This window comes from Acidiphilium cryptum JF-5, assembly GCF_000016725.1.
Taxonomy (GTDB): Bacteria; Pseudomonadota; Alphaproteobacteria; order Acetobacterales; family Acetobacteraceae; genus Acidiphilium; species Acidiphilium multivorum.
In genome coordinates this window covers 1437227-1454372 of the sequence record NC_009484.1, presented here as the reverse complement: position 1 = coordinate 1454372, position 17146 = coordinate 1437227, and the positions used below count along the sequence as shown (strand labels likewise).

Below are 17146 nucleotides of genomic sequence, written 5' to 3'. Positions count from 1 at the left end.
GCGCAAGCGAGGAGCCGAAGTGACCTATAGCCAGATTCCGCCCACCCCTGAAACCCCGAGTCGAATCGTCGCCGTAATGGCCGCGCTCGCGGTGATCGCGCTGTCGGGCTGCGCGGCCTACAGCCCGGCGGCGCTGCTGCACCGCTACGAGGGCGGGGTGATCAGCTCGGGGCCGCCGCCCGCGCCGGGGCTCGATTCGCCCTGGCCGAACCTGGCTTCGGTGCCGCCGCGGCCGACATCGATTTCCCCCGCCGATCAGGCGGCGCTGCGCGGGCGGCTGGAGGCGGCGAATCGCGGCCAGAACCTCATGGCTGGCCATGAGCCGCCAGCCCCCGCCGCGGCGCCGCCGCCGCCTTCCGTGCCGCCGCTGCGTCTCGGCTTCCGGCCGCGCGAAGCCGTGCTGTCGCCGGCGCAGATCGCGCTGCTGGGCGCGTTCGCGGCGCGCCGCGCCGGGCGCCCCATTGCCGCAATCGGGTTCGCGCCAGGGCGTGATCCGGCCGGCTTGCGGCTCGCCCTTCTGCGCGCGACGGCGATCGCCAACGCGCTCGAGGTCGCCGGCGTGCCGGCGGCAGACATTCGCCTCGAAGCGCTCGCCAGCGGTCGCGGCGGTGCGGCACAGATGTTATACCCCCGCCACAAACCCACCACACCGGACGCTCAGGACCGATCATGACCGAGGAATTTCACCGCATCCGCCGCCTTCCACCCTATGTCTTCGCGGAGGTGAACCAGGCGAAGGCGGCCGCGCGCAACCGGCGCGAGGACATCATCGACCTCGGCATGGGCAATCCCGACAGCGCGACGCCGCCGCATATCGTGGCCAAGCTGGTCGAGACCGTGGCCGACCCGCGCAGCCACCGCTATTCCACCAGCAAGGGCATTCCCGGCCTGCGGCGCGCGCTTGCCGCGTATTACGACCGCCGCTTCGGCGTGAAGCTGAACCCGGAGACCGAGGTGATCGCCACACTCGGCTCGAAGGAGGGGCTGGCCAACCTCGCCAACGCGATCACCTCGCCGGGCGACACGATCCTGGTGCCCAACCCGTCCTACCCGATCCACCAGTTCGGCTTCATCATCGCCGGGGCCTCGGTGCGCTCGGTGCCGGCCACGCCGGATGACGAGATGCTGCGCGCGCTCGACCGTGCGGTGCGGCACTCGGTGCCGAAGCCGACCGCGCTGATCGTGAATTTTCCTTCAAATCCAACGGCATATCTGGCGACCCTGGATTTCTACAAGGAAATCGTCGCGTTCGCCCGCAAGCACGAGATCTTCATCCTGTCCGATCTCGCCTATGCCGAGATCTATTTCGAGGGCGAGCCGCCGCCCTCGGTGCTGCAGGTCGAGGGGGCGAAGGACATCACGGTGGAATTCACCTCGATGTCGAAGACCTATTCGATGCCGGGCTGGCGCATGGGCTTCGCCGCCGGCAATCCGCGGCTGGTCGCGGCGCTCGCGCGCATGAAGTCCTATCTCGACTACGGCGCCTTCACGCCGATCCAGGTCGCGGCGACGGCGGCGCTGAACGGGCCGCAGGACTGCGTCGAGCAGATGCGCACGCTCTACCGCGAACGGCGCGACGTGCTGATCAAGGGACTCGCGCAGGCAGGCTGGGACGTGCCGAGCCCGGCGGGGTCGATGTTCGCCTGGGCGCCGATTCCGGAGCGCTTCGCGCATCTCGGCTCGGTCGATTTCGCGAAGCTGCTGCTGGAGCGCGCCAAGGTCGCGGTCGCGCCGGGGATCGGCTTCGGCGAGTATGGCGATGGCCATGTCCGCATCGCGCTCGTCGAAAATACCCATCGGCTCCGGCAGGCGGTGCGGAACATCCGCGCCTTCATGGCACCGGGCAATGCGCCCAACCAGCAGGAGAGCGTCTCGGCATGAATGGTGAACTGTCGGTCGGGATCGCCGGGCTGGGGACGGTCGGCGCCGGGGTCGTGCGGCTGTTGCAGGAGAATGCGGCGATCATCGCCGCGCGGGCCGGTCGGCCGGTGCGCGTGGTGGCGGTGTCCGCGCGGGACCGGACGCGGGATCGCGGGGTGTCGCTCGAGGGTATCCGCTGGGTCGAGGACCCGCTGGTGCTCGCCACCGATCCGGCCGTGGATGTCGTCGTCGAGCTGATCGGCGGTGCTTCAGGTGCCGCGCGGGACCTGGTCGAGGCGGCCCTGGCCGCGGGCAAGCCGGTGGTGACGGCGAACAAGGCGCTGATCGCGCAGGCGGGCGGCGACCTCGCGGGGTTGATCCGCGGCGGGCCGGGCATCCGCTTCGAGGCGGCGGTGGCGGGCGGCATTCCCGTCATCAAGGCGCTGCGCGAGGGGCTCGGCGCCAACCGGATCGCCAGCGTGTCCGGCATCTTCAACGGCACCTGCAACTACATGCTCACGCGGATGCGCGACGAGAAGATGGAGTTCGCCGACGTGCTCGCCGAGGCCCAGGCGCTCGGCTATGCCGAGGCCGACCCCTCGGCCGATATCGACGGGGTGGATACCGCCCACAAGCTGGCGATCCTCGCGGCCATCGCCTTCGGCCGCCAGGTGGATTTCGGGGCGGTGCATGTCGAGGGCATCCGCCGGATCAGCGCGGTGGATATCGCCTTCGCCGACGAGCTCGGCTACCGGATCAAGCTGCTCGGCATCGCCCGCGCGAGCGAGGCCGGAATCGAGACCCGCGTGCATCCGGCGATGGTGCCGGAGAACTCGGCGCTGGCGAAGGTGGATGGCGTGAACAACGCGGTCGTGATCAGCGGCGAGCCGGTGGGCGATATCGTGATCCAGGGGCGCGGCGCCGGGGCGGGGCCGACCGCCTCGGCCGTGGTGGCCGACCTGATCGACCTTGCCCGCGGCCGGCAGACGCCCATGCTCGGCATGGCGCCCGATGCGCTGCGCAGCGAGGCCTCGGTGCCGATGGCGGCGCATCGCGGGGCCTATTGCCTGCGGCTGATGGTGCTGGATCAGCCCGGCGTGATCGCCGATGTCACCGCGGTGCTGCGCGATCACGGCATCTCGCTGGAAACGATGCTCCAGCGCGGCCGCAGCCCGGGCGATGTGGTGCCGGTGGTGATCATCACCCATGAGACTGACGAGGCCGCGATGGCGGCGGCGCTGGTGCAGATCGCCGCACTGCCGGCGGTGCAGGAGCCGCCGGCGCTCATCCGCATCGAACAGGCCTGATCGACGCTCGACCCGCAGGAGACCGCGAAGATGGACAACGCCAAGACCCCGGCCCAGTCGGACCGTAACCTCGCCCTCGAACTCGTGCGCGTCACGGAAGCCGCCGCGCTCGCGGCCTCGGCCTGGATCGGCCGGGGCGACAAGAACAGCGCGGATGGGGCCGCGGTCGGCGCGATGCGCCAGGCGTTCAACGCGGTCGCGATCGACGGTGTCGTCGTGATCGGCGAGGGCGAGATGGACGAGGCGCCGATGCTCTATATCGGCGAACGCGTCGGCGCCGGCGGACCGGAGATGGACATCGCCGTCGATCCGCTCGAGGGCACGACCATCGCCGCCAAGGGCGCGCCGAACGCGATCGCGGTGATCGCGCTGGCGGAGCGCGGCAACTTCCTGCACGCGCCGGATATCTACATGGACAAGATCGCGGTTGGTCCCGATCTGCCCGAGGGGGTGGTGGCGCTGGATGCGCCGGTTGAGGAAAATCTCCGCAACCTCGCCCGCGCCAAGCGGTGCGACATTTCCGACCTGATGGTCTGCACGCTGGAGCGCGAGCGCCATGCCGAGCTGATCGCGCGGTGCCGCGAGGCCGGCGCGCGGATCACCCTGATCGGGGATGGCGACGTTTCGGGCGTGATCGCGGTGGCGCAACCCGAGGCCGGGATCGACATCTACATGGGCTCGGGCGGCGCGCCGGAGGGCGTTCTCGCCGCGGCCGCGCTGCGCTGCACCGGCGGGCAGATGCAGGGACGGCTGCTGTTCGAGGACAGCTCGCAGATCGACCGGGCGAAGGGCATGGGCATCGCCGATCCGTCGCGGCTCTACCAGGTTCACGAAATGGCGGCGGGCAACGTGATGTTCGCGGCGACCGGCGTGACCACCGGCCCGATGCTGCGCGGCGTGCGGCGGTATGCGACCGGCGCGGTGACCCACTCGATCGTGATGCGGTCGAAATCCGGCACCGTCCGCTATATCGAGGCGCATCACAACTTCCAGACCAAGCCGTGGACGCCGGCCTGAACGGGGCGGCGCCGGCTTTCGGGGTCGAACGCAGCCTGACCGGCCGGCGCTGGCTCTGGCGCCCGGCCGCGGACCGCACGGCGCAGGCCATCGCCCAGCGCTGCGGCGTGCCGGAGGTGATCGGCCGGCTGCTCGCCGGGCGCGGCGTGATGCCGGATCATGCCGCGGATTTCCTCGAGCCGACGCTGCGCGCCTATCTGCCCGATCCCTCGGCGCTGACCGACATGGATGCCGCGGCGGCGCGGATCGCCGATTCAGTGCAGCGCGGCGCGACCATCGCGATCTTTGGCGATTACGACGTCGACGGCGCCTGTTCGGGCGCGCTCATGGCGCTGGGCCTTGGGGAACTTGGCGCGACGACCATCAATTACGTGCCGGATCGGCTCCGCGAGGGCTACGGGCCGAACGCGCCGGCGCTGCGGGCGCTTGCCGGGCAGGGGGCGGAACTGATCGTCTGCGTCGATTGCGGAACGGCGGCGCATGAGGCGCTCGCGGCGCTCGACGGCCGGGCGGATGCCATCGTTCTCGACCATCACAAGAGCGAGGGGGCTCCGCCCGCCATCGTGGCGACGGTGAACCCGAACCGCGCTGACGATGCGTCGGGCCTCGGCAACGTTTGCGCGGCGACGATCAGCTTCCTCACCCTCGTCGCCGTGCAGCGCGAACTTCGCCGGCGGGGCTTCTTCGCGACGCGGCGCGAGATCGACCTGCTGTCGATGCTCGACCTCGTCGCGCTCGCGACGGTCTGCGACGTGATGCCGCTCACCGGCCTTAACCGCGCGCTGGTGACCCAGGGGCTGAAGGTGATGGCGCGGCGGGAACGGCCGGGAATCGCGGCATTGCTCGACGTCGCGCAGGTGAGGGAGGCGCCGGGCACGATGACCTGCGGCTTCGCGATCGGCCCGCGGATCAACGCCGCCGGCCGCATCGCCGAGGCGGATCTCGGGCTGCGCACGCTGCTCGCCGCCGAGCCGGCGACGGCGATGGTGCTGGCGCGCCGCCTCGACGAGATCAACCGCGAGCGCCAGGCGGTGGAGGCCGGGCTGCTGGACGAGGCGATGACCGACGCCGAGGCCCAGTTCGCCGCCGGCGCGCCGGTCGCGCTGGTTGCCGGCGAGCAATGGCATCCGGGCGTGGTCGGCATTGTCGCCGGCCGGATCAAGGAAACCTTCAACCGTCCGGCCCTGGTCGCGGGAATCGCGGAGGGCAGGGCGGTGGGCTCTGGCCGCTCGGTGCCGGGGGTCGATCTCGGCAGCGCGATCATCGCCGCGCGCGAGGCGGGGCTGCTGATCAAGGGCGGCGGCCACGCCATGGCCGCGGGTTTCACGGTGGAAGCCGGGCGGATCGAGGCGCTGCGCGGCTTCCTCGCAGAGCGGTTGGCGGTGGCCGCGACGCTGCCGGACGCGGCCGATCTGCCGATCGAGGGCATGGCGGCGGTCGGCGGGATCGACGAGGCGCTCGCCGCGGCGATCGGCCGCGTCGGGCCGTTCGGCGCCGGCAACGAGGAGCCGGTGTTCGTGGTGCCGCGGGCGCGGGTCCTGCGGGCGGACCGCATCGGCCGGAACGAGGCGACGATCCGCGCCTTCGTCGAGGGCGAGGCCGGTGGCCGGCTGAAGACGATCCTGTTCCGCGCCGGAGACGGCGACCTTGCGGCCGCGCTGGCCCGTCCGGGCGGCGCACCGCTCAATCTTGCAGGTCACATCCGCGCGGAACAATGGAATGGCAGAACCTCGGTCAGCCTGATCCTGATCGACGCCGCTCCCGCTTGACCTGCCCCCACCACTCGGCTACCCACGCTTTCAGAAAGTCCCGTTCGTCTAGAGGCCTAGGACGTCGCCCTCTCACGGCGATAACAGGGGTTCGAATCCCCTACGGGACGCCACTTGCGATGGATCTGGGCACCGTCAATCGCACTGGGTTCATGATCCCGCCCGACGGCTGTCGCCAGGGCTGAACGCGGACCGTCGATGCTCACGGTGCCGATCTTCACCATCGTTTTGCTGACGAACATCCGCAGATGGGCTTTCCGGAACGCCGGATCGTCGTTGTGCATCGCCTGTCTCATGACTGACCGCCCCCCAGCGCCAGACACTGCGCCGCCGCCAAGGCCGGAGGTGAAATTGCACCAACTTTCAACCCGGACCACTCAGTGGGGGCCGGTCATGTCTTCGAAAGCGAACTGAATCACAACCCGATAAAATCGCTCAACTATCTTTTCCGGTCCGGCTCTCGGGAACTGGAGACCCATGGTCGCTGGACCGGTGTGGCTGAGATCATCCCGGCGGGTGTGCTCGATGGTGCCACGGTCCTGGTTGCGTGAGTGGTGTCGCCGCCTATCCGATCACGGAGGACGACGAGCATTGCGATATCGATAACAGATAGTTAGTTCAAGTGAATTAGTGAATAACTAACGACACCCTCTCCTCCGAGAGGCGCGCCTATTATCGATATGCGTATTGATCATAAGGGGATTTTGATGGCTGATAGGAAGACGATCTGCCTGAACATGATCGTGAAAAACGAGATGGCCAATCTCGCGCGTTGTCTTGGCGCTGTTGCACCGTGGATTTCGGCTTGGGTTATCGGCGATACCGGCTCGACTGATGGGACGCAGGATTTTATCCGTTCGTTCTTTGCCGAGCGCGGCATTCCTGGTGAGTTGCATAGTTTTCCGTTTGAGAATTTCGCGCAGGCTCGCAACGAGGCGCTGGCACATGCTTATGCGACACCCATCGAGTACGATTATCTATTGCTGAATGATGCCGATATGGAACTCGTCGTCGACGACCCCGACTTCCAGCAAAAACTCCAAGCACCATGTTACGATTTGCTGCAGCATGCGGGCATCAGCTATTGGAATGCCCGACTTGTTCGCCGGAATGCCGGAGCGCTGTATCATGGTGTCACGCATGAGTATCTCGCCGTCGATGGCGATCACCAGCGGCTTGATGGCGTGTGGTTCAAAGACCATGCAAGCGGCGCCAACCGCGTCGACAAATTTGAACGCGATATCCGGCTGCTGACCGAGGCGTTGGCCGATGATCCTGAGAACGCCCGTTATGTGTTCTATCTCGCCCAGAGCTACCGAGATGCCGGACGGTTGACTGAGGCCGTCGAGACCTACGCCAAGCGGGCAACGATGGGCGGTGGGGATGAGGAAGCGTGGTATGCGCGGTTGCAGGAGGCCCGTTGTCTTCTCCGTCTCGGTGACGACGGCGGATTCGTGCGCCAATCGCTGGCCGCCTTCAGCCAACGCCCACACCGTGCAGAACCGCTGTACGATCTCGCGCGTTACCACCGGGAGCGCAGCCGAAACGAAGCGGCGGCGCTGTTTGCAGAACAAGGGATTGCGCTAGGATATCCTGACGGCGACACGCTGTTTATCGAGGATTACATTTTCGATTGGGGGCTGCGCGAGGAACTGTCGATTGCGGCCAATTATTCGCCCGATCCAGCGCGTAAGGCGCGCGGTGCTGCGGCGTGCAACTGGCTTGCACAAAGCGCCGACGTTCCTGAACATGTGCGTTCCCTAGCCCAATACAATCTGCAATTTTATCCAAAGGCAGCGGACGAGGTGACAGCGGACGGATCGCAGCGCGCCGCGACCATAGGCGACGGAAATAAAATCGACATACATCGTGACGTGGGTAGATCGCGGCTTTTGCCCGCAGATTTAGCCGACGCCGTGCGGCAATTTCATCCTGTGACCTCAGCTGCTGATTCGAAAAAGTCTACATGGGTCCCGCAGACGCCAATGGCTGGGACTGAGTTGATGGTTGGTGGCCTGAAGCAACGGATGGCTCAGGAACTCGATCGCATCAACCTTCAAATCAACCACCCCGGCAGCGAAAAGGACTCCAGGCCGCGCGTGGTCTGGATACATCATGACGTCAACCAGGAATGGGTTCAATGGTGTTCAGACAAGGCGACTGTCGATTTGGTCGACTGTTTTGTTTTTGTCTCCCACTGGCAGCGTGAACAATATCTCAAGACATTCGGGCTACCGCCGGAACGTTGTGTGGTGCTGCGCAATGCGACTGACGTCAACGCATCGCCGCGGCGATGGGAAGCAGGTCCTGTTTGGCGTTGTGCTTATGCTAGCACGCCGTTCCGCGGTCTTTCCGTACTTCTCGACGCCTGGGAACACATCAACCCAGTCAATGCCGAACTGCACGTCTGGTCGTCCATGAAACTTTATCTTGGCGACGACGGCCCTTACAGCCATCTCTACGAACGAGCGCAAGCGTTATCAGGTGTGTTTTATCATGGTATCGTCCCTAATGCCGAACTACGCATGGCGCTTCGGGACATGCATTTTCTCACCTACCCCAGCACATTCGCGGAGACCTCATGCCTTGCGGTGATTGAAGCGATGGCTGCGGGCTGCCGGGTGATTTGCCCGTCGCTCGGCGCACTGCCAGAAACCACAAGCGGATTTGCGCACGTCTATCCTTGGACGGTTGACGCCAACGCACATGCAGCGACCTTTGCCGCAAAATTGCGCGAGGAATTTGATAATCCGTGGAACGGTCAGCCAGAGCGATCGCTCGCCCAGCAGGCTCATTTTGCCGAAGAGTACGATTGGTCACGCCGTGTATGCGAGTGGCGGCAATTGATTGAAAAATTGTGCAATTAATCAAACGAGACGACAACCTATTTGATAATTTTCTTGTGTTGTTAAGGTTATAAATGATGATGGAAATCTCAATCCTAACGGGCTTTTTGATATAGGAAGGGGCGAATGCTGGAAGGATCAGCAGACGATCATCAACACACGATCAATGGCCCCTTATGTCAGCAATATGTGGCGCAAGTGAGCAAGTCCGGAGTCCTGCCACAAAAGTGGCGCCGCCCATCCGAAGGATGTTCCGGCCAGCGACAGCAATACCCAGGCCGCTCGCTCGCCGTGCCGCAGGCTCGCTGTGGCGGTCCAGCTGGCGACCGCAGCCAGGCTGCAGGCAACGACGACGATTGGTGCGTCGAGGTGCCAGAAATATGTCGCCAGGGCGCCTGAAATCGGCGGCAGCAATAAGGCCGCAAGGGCCGTGGCCGGTTGGGTTTGCTCCCGCCGGTTGAGCCCGAGGCGCCAGATGATCAGCCAGCTTCTTGGCGCGATAGTTGCGCACATCAGCGCCAGCGCGACAAACGCTGCCGTGAACTGGCCGCCAAAAGAGGCCAACCAGGCGCTGTGAAGGACTTCCTGTGGAGCCGCCCCGTGCAGGATCGCGTTCCATACAGCGATCGCTTCGGCAGGCGGGCGCCCGAACATTGCACCGCTTAATATCATCGACGATACGACAATGAAGCCTGGCAGAAGTGCAATGGTGAATAGCGCGACCGCGGCGGAAATGCTGTTCATTTCGCGAAAGGCGAGGGGCAGCACGATTAATGTGGGCGCTACCCAGTAGATCGCATTTGGCCAGAGGACGAACATCGCGGCGACGCCAACTCCGAGCAGTATAAGTGCCCGCGTATCGGCGATCGCTTCGACGCGATCGATCGCCAGAATCAGGAGTCCCACCACGATCGTGTAAAAGATCATTGGTGCTCCGCTGGTCGCGATGATGACGATCACCGGGTTCGCGCTGGTGACAAGAATACCCGATGCCGCCAAACCTGGTGACCAACCGCGTTGTATGAGATCACGCGCCAGAAGCCCCTGCGCCAGAGCGGTGGCCGTTATTGTGATGACGACCATCGAGGATGGGCCGCATCCCGGTATCAGGTGCAGAAGATTGATCATCACAAACATCGGCCATTGCCCGGACAGCAACATCTGCGAATTGGCGTGATTCCAGGACTCGCGCAGGGCGGGCTCGATCGCGCCGGCCAGCAGGAGCTTGTGAGCGGCCGCGGCGAACAACAAGAACGACGCCCCGCCGACGACCAGCGCCACTCGCCACGCACGCGTGACCAGGGGGCCGGAAGCGCGGACCTGGATGTGGTTTGCGCCGCTACTCACTGTGCCTCACTTCCCGTGGCCGAACCCGCCTTGAGGCTGGCAATGGTTTCCTGGGTGCGCGAGGACGTTCCGTGGGTTGTCTTTTCCCAATAATGAGGGTTGGTGATGAGTTGCAGGAGTGCCTTGTAGGCCGCCACGGAGTGCAATACCCAATAGGCAGGGGCAAGCAGTCCCCATGGAACCAACCCGTACCAGCGACGCTTCGCGACAGCGACGATATTGAAATACACGTACATCGCGTTGCCCACCATCAGATCGAACAGCGCAAGCACCAGAACGGGCCCCGGGAAGAAGCCGGCCACGGCCGATCGCCCAACGATGACCGAGACGAGAAACATGATCCAGAGCAACGGATTGATCAGCGCGGTCATCGGGGGGAAGCCGATGAACATATGGAAGCCGAGAAATCCGACCGGCCCCAGCCGCCGGTAAAGCTCGACCGGCCGGCGCATATGCACGAGCCATGTCTGCATATAGCCCTTGATCCATCGGCTACGCTGGTTGATCCAGCTGTGCAGGACGCCGTTTGCTTCCTCGAATGTTGTGGAATTCACCACGGCCACCCGATAGCCAGCCTGCGTGAGGCGGATGCCAAGATCGGCATCCTCGGTGACGTTGTAGGGATCCCATGCGCCGAGTTCGTGCAGCACCTCGGTTCGGAAGTGGTTCGACGTTCCGCCGAGGGGGATAGGTATGTTCAGCCGGTACAGGCCGGGCAGCAGATAGTCAAACCATTGACTATACTCGAGTGTGAACATCCGGGTCAGGAAATTGTCATCACGGTTGAAATAGTTGAGCCGTGCCTGAACGCAGGCGACCTCCGGGCCGGAGGCATTGAACAGCGCGACAACCTTGCGCAGCTGGTCGGGTTCAGGGCTGTCCTCGGCGTCGAAAATCACGGTGTATTCGCCGCGCGCGAAGCGAAGCGCATAGTTGCACGCCTTTGGCTTGGTTTTCGGCTGGCTGTCCGGAACCCGGATGATCTCGAAAAGATCCTCAGCACCGAGGGCCTTTGCTGCCTCGATCGTCTCGGTGTCGCCGGCTTCGAGCACCAGTTTCACATCGAGCTTCGCCCGCGGATAATCGAGGCGTCGGATCGAATCGACCAGGATCGGCAATACTTCAGCCTCGCGATACATCGGAACAAGAACGGTGAAGACCGGGAGATCCCCGTCCTTGAGTGCGGCGAGTTCGCTCGCATTGACGGATATATCGGTCCGCCTCCCGCTTCCGACGATCGTGAGGACACCGCGGAACGCGAACAGGGACGCATACAGTGCGGAAACCGTCGCCATGATGCCGAGCAGCGTCAGGCGGGGGGCCAGGCCCAGGGCGAGCAGGAGCGCAAGACCAATCCCCACCGCGACGGTCTTCTGGCCCGCCGAAAGCGTGACTTTTGCCGAGAGTTCCGGATTCCGGTTGAACAGCGCCTCGCGCGCCGCTTCGCTCAATTCTGGATCAAATATCCGTTGAACGGCCCAGATCAAATCGAATTTCGACGTGATCACGAACTCGACGTGACAGCCCGGCATGCGTTCGCGCATGAGGGCGCGGATCGCAGGATCCTCGGGATTCAGGGTTGCGATCACCACAACGCCGTCCGGCTGGCGCCGCCAGGGAATAAACAGGTGACGCAGGTAAAGGTCATGCTCGGCTTCGGCAAGCAGCGTGTGATCGCACGGACTGGCCCGGAGATCGACAAGCGGCAAACCCGATGCGGCGGATAGTTCTCTTGCCCATCGCAAGCTGGTGACGCGATACATCGCGCTCAACACGTCTGGCAGACTGACGCGCCAGGCATAGGCGGTATGGATCGCCTCGTCCCGTTGCAAGGGGGTGACGCTGCCCGCTTGCACCAGGCGGTCGAGTGCTGCCAGATCGCGAGCGGAAGGCGGCCGCCATGGTGGCCGGCCCGAAGCGGGCATGCGTCAGAACCTCAGCCAAACGGCAAGAAAGCCAGCATTGCCGAGAGCGACGTTTCGCCCACCGGCGTCATGCCATAGGCCTGCCTGCACAGCGACATGATGAGTAAGGTCATGCACCACGGAAAACGCGACGCGGTAGAGATTGTAATCCGATCCGCCGGGCGCGGCCGTGCCGACGCTGATCGTGTTGAAGCCTTGCGCGAGCAATAGCCAGCCTCGCCGAGGGCGAATACCGATCGTCCCGTCGGCACGGATCTGATCGGCCCAGCCATCGACTTCCATCCGATAGCCCGCTTCGAGATCGGTATAGCCGGACCAGCCACCGGGCAGGCGAAAGGCGTGGCCAAACAGCACGCGGCCTTCATATTCGGCGCCTGGCTGGGCAAGAACGGGGGAGGCCGGACTTTGCACGCCGGGGATGCCCAGTTGCCCCTGTACCGAGATCACGTTCCATGCGTCGCGCCACACCGCATAGCGTGCCCAGAGGTTGAATTGCACGAAGCCGGTGGCCCCACGGGTGCCCGGCAGGTTCGACTGTATCACTTCCTGAGCCCTGGGTTGGAAACCCAGAGTCAATCGTGGAGTGAGCCCATATTCGATGTAGGGAGACAACTCATATTGCACATAGCGGCCTCGCCCGGCCGGCTGGCCGAACTGGCCATAGCCCTGGGTCGCCGCGTGATAGTCGCTGAACGTCTCGATCGCGAGCCAGTGCCCGACGGGCTCGGGCCAGGCACCGGCCCTGGCGGCTGATGTTGTTGCGGCGGTGCCGGCGATGACAAGCGCCGCCAGCCGCCATGCCGGCATTATTCTCCTCATCGACGGTGTCTCCGCCGCGCGAGAATCACGACGAGAGCGACAGCGATGAGCAACCAGATGACCGCAAAGAGCTCCCGACGCCAGGCCGCGACGATGCCCGCCACGCTGGCGACGGCAGAACCGTGGAAGTCCGCCCGGTATGCGGCCGTCTCGAAGGTCGCTGGCGGTCCCGATCCATCATAGAAGGCGATGTTACCATCGCCGGGCAACACAGCCTGAGCCAGGCTGGATCGTGGGCCGGGAGTCAACCACAGTCCCGGAACGCCTGTCTTGGTCGCGACCAGCTGGAGAACGGTCAATTTACGAATATGCGGCAGCTCTATCGCTGCCGACCGGCCGGGAAGCGAAAGCTTTCGGGCGGCGTGCGGCGCCCGAGGTTGCGGCAGCGGCGCCTGTGCCACCACATCACCGGGCTTGTCCGCGATCAGCAGGAACGGACGGGTCGGTGGTCCGTTCGCGGCGATGACATTGATGGCGATCGGATTGACCTCATGGTTGCCCAGCAACTGCGCGACGAGCGGCAGGGTCGGGCCGAGTGCCGCCGCCGGCAGGTCGGTCAGCACGGGAACCGAGCCGCCGCCCGCAGGGGAAAACCCGTTAAACCTTGTCGGCCGGCGCGGGCCATTCCCCAGAACCAGTTCGGTATTGTTCATGAGGGTGAAGTCCACCCCTGCAGGCTGCGAGCACACTTCGGTGTGGCCAAGCCGGCTCAGTTGCAAGGTGACGGGCGCCCCTGCCGACAGAAGTCGCTGGGGCAGATCGATCCGCACATGGTCAAGCCTCACGGCGCCCCGAAAGGCTCGGCTCCAGACGACGTTGCCGCCCACCAGCAAGGTAACGGCCTCGGCGTCGCCTGGTGGAAGGGCGGCGCCTCTCCCCTCCAGAATTACGGCAGTGACGTGCCTGTTGACCGGCAGGGACGCCGGAACGAGAGGAATTGGCAAGGTTCTGGTGCCGGATACCGTCACCGTTTTCGAGGCGATGCCAAGCGCTCCGAGTGTGACAGCATCGGCCCCCTGACGTTTGGTGGCGGCGCTCGCCAGCGTCGCCGTGACGCCTGCCGAGCGAATGCCGGCGGTCAGTTGATCGGCCACCACGAGACCGCGCGCCGCGGCGGGCGAGCCGACGACGATCTGGGATTGACCATCGGTGCCGGTCTCGACGTTTGCCACGTCGTGTTTCGGGTCATTGGATGGGTCGATCCGGATCGATGCGTCGGGCTGATCGGAGACGAACGGCGTGATTCCGCGCTCGACAAGCGCGGTGGACAGAATGAGCGCACTATCGATGTCGGCGAGGCTCGGCTGTGACGGCAGCGCGATCGTCACTGGTGTCGAAAGTCCGCGCCAAGCGGTTCCGACGCCTGCCTTGCCGCCGGATGGCGTGAAGCCGGTATTTGCGGCGATGCGGATCCATGTGCTTGCCGGAGAGCGGCCGCCGCAGTGACCGCGCCGGACCGGCGGCAGTGTCTCGATAAAGGTCAGGCGCAGAAAGGAGGATTGCCCTGTCACAAGCGAGGCCGGAATCGTGATGCGGATGGGCGAACCGGCGTCGCTGGCGGGAACGGTATCCACCGGCGTGCCATTGGCCTCGACGGTCAGCGCCGCACCGGCACCAAGTGTACTCGCAGCCATGAAACGCAGGGTCAGGTCGCCCCCGATGGCCCCCTGAGTGACCGGCATGAACACGCTGGCATGGAGGTGGTCACTCCTCAGGGTAATGCCCTGGGGAAATCCGAGATCCCGTATTGTGTTGGCATCTGCGATACCACAAACCAGATTGGGCATGAGGCCAACCATGGCCAGTATGGCACCGTAGAGGCATTTGGGCCGGAAGGAGCGGGGAGGCTGGGTTGGAGATTGTGTGCAGTTGACGCGTTCGTCGCGTAATCTCAAACTGATCACAGATTATTCCCACAAGACGATATTTTAAGACCAAAACATTAGCTGTCTAATTTAATATCTTTTTTATCAAAATGAGTAAAGCCTGATCGAGAATGTTGACTCGAAATTTGAACGTTTCTGGCTTCAATCATGATTTCGCAGCTATCCGCCGGCCTCGTCGCGCTGAACCGCGGCGTACGCGCTCACCCATCTTGAAGCTAAAGGGGTTCGGTGGCCGATCCACAACGCTGATGTTTGCGGCTTCGCGACGGTCCGAGACCAAAGAAACCGTTCGGAACATCTCGCCAGTGCGCCGGAACGGCTGCGCTGACAACCTCGATCTGGAACGCCTCCGATCCCATCGCATGTAGCGCCTTGTCTATTTGATAGTCGCGGCATCTTTGGCCGAATGACATGATAGTCAGCGTGCAGCATGAAAATATCAGATTCCGGTAATACATTGTTAAGGAGACCCGGATAGAAGTTTTATTTAATAAAATAGATCAATCAATAAAAATGGGAATTGTTTCGTGGTTATTGGGAAGCTACGTCAAATCTCTGACAAAAGCAGGATGTTTGATGCCATTGGAAACTCCTTCGGCATCATCGGTTTCAAACCCGACGGCACGATCATCGACGCCAACGACAGTTTTCTCCGTTTGATGGGCTACGGCGCCGCCGACATCATCGGGCGCCATCATCGTATTTTTGTAACCGTAACCGAGCGCGACAGCGCCGCCTACGGCGAGTTCTGGCAGCGCCTGCGCGGCGGCGCCTTCTGCTCCGGCGAGTTCCGCCGCATCGCCAAGTCCGGCCACGATGTCTGGCTCCGCGCCTCCTACGTCCCCGTCCGCAACCGCGCCGGCAAGGTCGCGAAGGTGGTCAAGGTCGCCCTCGACATCACCGCCGAGAAACGGGCCGCCGCCGAAAACGAAAGCATCCTCAACGCCATCGAGCGCTCCCAGGCCGTCATCAAGTTCGCGCTCGACGGCACCATCCTCGAAGCCAACGACAACTTCCTTCGCGTGATGGGTTACGCGCGCGACGAGATCGTGGGCCGCAAGCACAGCATGTTCGCTACACCAGCATACGCCGCCAGCCGCGAATACCAGGCCTTCTGGGAGCGCCTGCGCCAGGGCGAATTCATCGCTGGTGATTTCGAGCGCGTGGGCAAGGGCGGCCGCCACGTCTGGCTCCAGGCCACCTACAACCCGGTCTACGACGCCGAGGGCAAGGTGACGAAGGTCGTCAAGTTCGCGGTCGACCTCACCGAACGCATGGCCGAGGTCGGCCTCGTCGGCGACGCCCTCGAACGCGTCTCCGAAGGTGATCTCACCGCCTCCGTCGACCGCCAGCTGATCCCCTCGCTCGACAAGCTCCGCATCGACTTCAACACCGCCGCCAGCCGCCTCGCCGAAAGCGTCAACGGCGTCCGCCAGAGCACCGACGAAATCAATCTCGGCGTCGCCGAAATCGCCGAAGCCGCCGAGGATCTCGCCCGCCGCACCGAACAGCAGGCCTCCACCCTGGAGGAAACCTCATCCGTGCTCGACAGCGTCACCACCGGCATCCGCCGCACCGCCGACAACGCCTCCAAGGCCGCCAGCGCCGTCGACGCCACCAACAACGCCGCCCGCAAGTCCCACGCCATCGTCGGCGAGGCCGTGGTCGCCATGAACCGCATCGAAACATCCGCCCGCGAAATCGACCAGATCATCGGCCTGATCGATGAAATGGCCTTCCAGACCAACCTCCTCGCCCTCAACGCCGGGGTCGAGGCCGCCCGCGCCGGCGATGCCGGGCGCGGCTTCGCCGTCGTCGCCTCCGAGGTCCGCGCCCTCGCGCACCGCTCCGCCGATGCCGCCAAATCCATCAAGCTGCTCATCGCCCGCTCCTCCGAACAGGTCGGCAACGGCGTCCGCCTCGTCGGCGAAACCGGCACCGCGCTCGATACCATCCTCGGCCACGTCACCGACCTGCACGGCCTCGTCGGCGAAATCGCCACCGCCGCCGCCGAACAGGCCGGCAGCCTCGCCGAAATCAACGCCGCCACCGGCCAGATGAACCAGGCCGTCCAGCAGAACGCCGCCATGGTCGAGCAGACCTCCGCCGCCACCCACTCCCTGCGCGAGGAAATCAGCCGCCTCGCCGGCCGCGTCTCCGGCTTCCGCACCGCCCACGCCGCACCCGCCTACGCGGCACCCGCCCACGCGGCACCTGCCCACGCGGCACCGACAGCATCCGCCCCCATCGCCCCGGCCCGCACCCCGCCGCGCCGCGCGCGCCGCGTCGCCGAACCCGCCTGACCCGACAGGCCCGATCCCGCCCGGCCGGGGCCGGGCGGGGCCCCCCACTGGATGAGAGAAATTGCTC

The 17146-nt window shown here is 64.7% G+C and carries 11 protein-coding genes and 1 tRNA gene; 8 read left to right on the top strand and 4 right to left on the bottom strand.

Annotated elements, in window-relative coordinates; translation table 11 throughout:
- Positions 1-19 precede the first annotated feature (19 nt).
- The 7 genes from ACRY_RS08920 (at position 20) to ACRY_RS19100 (ending at position 8820) form a co-directional block, all read left to right on the top strand.
- A complete protein-coding gene (locus ACRY_RS08920) occupies positions 20-673 on the top strand; it encodes a hypothetical protein (protein ID WP_011942143.1) in 654 nt (217 codons plus the stop codon).
- The gene (locus tag ACRY_RS08915; RefSeq protein WP_007423251.1) at positions 670-1881 is read left to right on the top strand and encodes an LL-diaminopimelate aminotransferase; all 1212 of its coding nucleotides are present in this window, start codon (positions 670-672) and stop codon (positions 1879-1881) included. Before ACRY_RS08920 ends, ACRY_RS08915 begins: the two co-directional genes overlap by 4 nt.
- Positions 1878-3167, top strand: coding sequence for a homoserine dehydrogenase (locus ACRY_RS08910; RefSeq protein WP_007423250.1), 1290 nt, complete (start codon positions 1878-1880; stop codon positions 3165-3167). The genes ACRY_RS08915 and ACRY_RS08910 overlap by 4 nt, the downstream gene beginning before the upstream one ends.
- 30 nt (positions 3168-3197) lie before the next feature.
- Positions 3198-4184, top strand: a complete 987-nt coding sequence (gene glpX / locus ACRY_RS08905) for a class II fructose-bisphosphatase (protein WP_007423249.1) — start codon at positions 3198-3200, stop codon at positions 4182-4184.
- Positions 4169-5953 carry a single-stranded-DNA-specific exonuclease RecJ gene (gene recJ / locus ACRY_RS08900; RefSeq protein WP_011942142.1) on the top strand — a complete coding sequence of 595 codons (1785 nt, stop codon included), beginning with the start codon at positions 4169-4171 and terminating at the stop codon, positions 5951-5953. The genes glpX and recJ overlap by 16 nt, the downstream gene beginning before the upstream one ends.
- A 37-nt stretch (positions 5954-5990) precedes the next feature.
- Positions 5991-6066: transfer RNA gene (locus ACRY_RS08895), tRNA-Glu, on the top strand.
- A gap of 594 nt (positions 6067-6660) precedes the next feature.
- Positions 6661-8820: a glycosyltransferase gene (locus tag ACRY_RS19100; RefSeq protein ID WP_011942140.1), complete on the top strand. Its 2160-nt coding sequence runs from the start codon at positions 6661-6663 to the stop codon at positions 8818-8820.
- 153 nt (positions 8821-8973) lie between these two features.
- Here ACRY_RS19100 and ACRY_RS08885 read toward each other — a convergent pair whose 3' ends face one another.
- The 4 genes from ACRY_RS08885 to ACRY_RS08870 all read right to left on the bottom strand — a co-directional run bounded on the left by ACRY_RS08885 (position 8974) and on the right by ACRY_RS08870 (position 14677).
- Positions 8974-10080 carry a hypothetical protein gene (locus ACRY_RS08885; RefSeq protein WP_007424375.1) on the bottom strand — a complete coding sequence of 369 codons (1107 nt, stop codon included), beginning with the start codon at positions 10078-10080 and terminating at the stop codon, positions 8974-8976.
- Between the two features lie 62 nt (positions 10081-10142).
- Positions 10143-12071, bottom strand: a complete 1929-nt coding sequence (locus ACRY_RS08880) for a glycosyltransferase (protein ID WP_011942138.1) — start codon at positions 12069-12071, stop codon at positions 10143-10145.
- A 3-nt stretch (positions 12072-12074) separates the two neighbouring features.
- On the bottom strand, positions 12075-12878 hold the full coding sequence (locus ACRY_RS08875) for a hypothetical protein (RefSeq protein WP_007424372.1): 804 nt from the start codon (positions 12876-12878) through the stop codon (positions 12075-12077).
- Between the two features lie 8 nt (positions 12879-12886).
- Positions 12887-14677 carry a cellulose biosynthesis cyclic di-GMP-binding regulatory protein BcsB gene (locus tag ACRY_RS08870; protein WP_231295387.1) on the bottom strand — a complete coding sequence of 597 codons (1791 nt, stop codon included), beginning with the start codon at positions 14675-14677 and terminating at the stop codon, positions 12887-12889.
- 668 nt (positions 14678-15345) lie between these two features.
- Here ACRY_RS08870 and ACRY_RS08865 point away from each other — a divergent pair.
- The gene (locus tag ACRY_RS08865) at positions 15346-17079 is read left to right on the top strand and encodes a PAS domain-containing methyl-accepting chemotaxis protein (RefSeq protein ID WP_231295386.1); all 1734 of its coding nucleotides are present in this window, start codon (positions 15346-15348) and stop codon (positions 17077-17079) included.
- Positions 17080-17146 lie beyond the last annotated feature (67 nt).

Excerpts from the sequence above, each read along its gene's own strand:
- ACRY_RS08870 (WP_231295387.1), bottom strand. The coding sequence starts at position 14,677 with ATGCCCAATCTGGTTTGTGGTATCGCAGATGCCAACACAATACGGGAT.
- ACRY_RS08880 (WP_011942138.1), bottom strand. The coding sequence starts at position 12,071 with ATGCCCGCTTCGGGCCGGCCACCATGGCGGCCGCCTTCCGCTCGCGAT.
- glpX (WP_007423249.1), top strand. The coding sequence starts at position 3,198 with ATGGACAACGCCAAGACCCCGGCCCAGTCGGACCGTAACCTCGCCCTC.
- ACRY_RS08910 (WP_007423250.1), top strand. The coding sequence starts at position 1,878 with ATGAATGGTGAACTGTCGGTCGGGATCGCCGGGCTGGGGACGGTCGGC.
- ACRY_RS08875 (WP_007424372.1), bottom strand. The coding sequence starts at position 12,878 with ATGCCGGCATGGCGGCTGGCGGCGCTTGTCATCGCCGGCACCGCCGCA.
- ACRY_RS08915 (WP_007423251.1), top strand. The coding sequence starts at position 670 with ATGACCGAGGAATTTCACCGCATCCGCCGCCTTCCACCCTATGTCTTC.
- ACRY_RS08865 (WP_231295386.1), top strand. The coding sequence starts at position 15,346 with ATGTTTGATGCCATTGGAAACTCCTTCGGCATCATCGGTTTCAAACCC.
- ACRY_RS19100 (WP_011942140.1), top strand. The coding sequence starts at position 6,661 with ATGGCTGATAGGAAGACGATCTGCCTGAACATGATCGTGAAAAACGAG.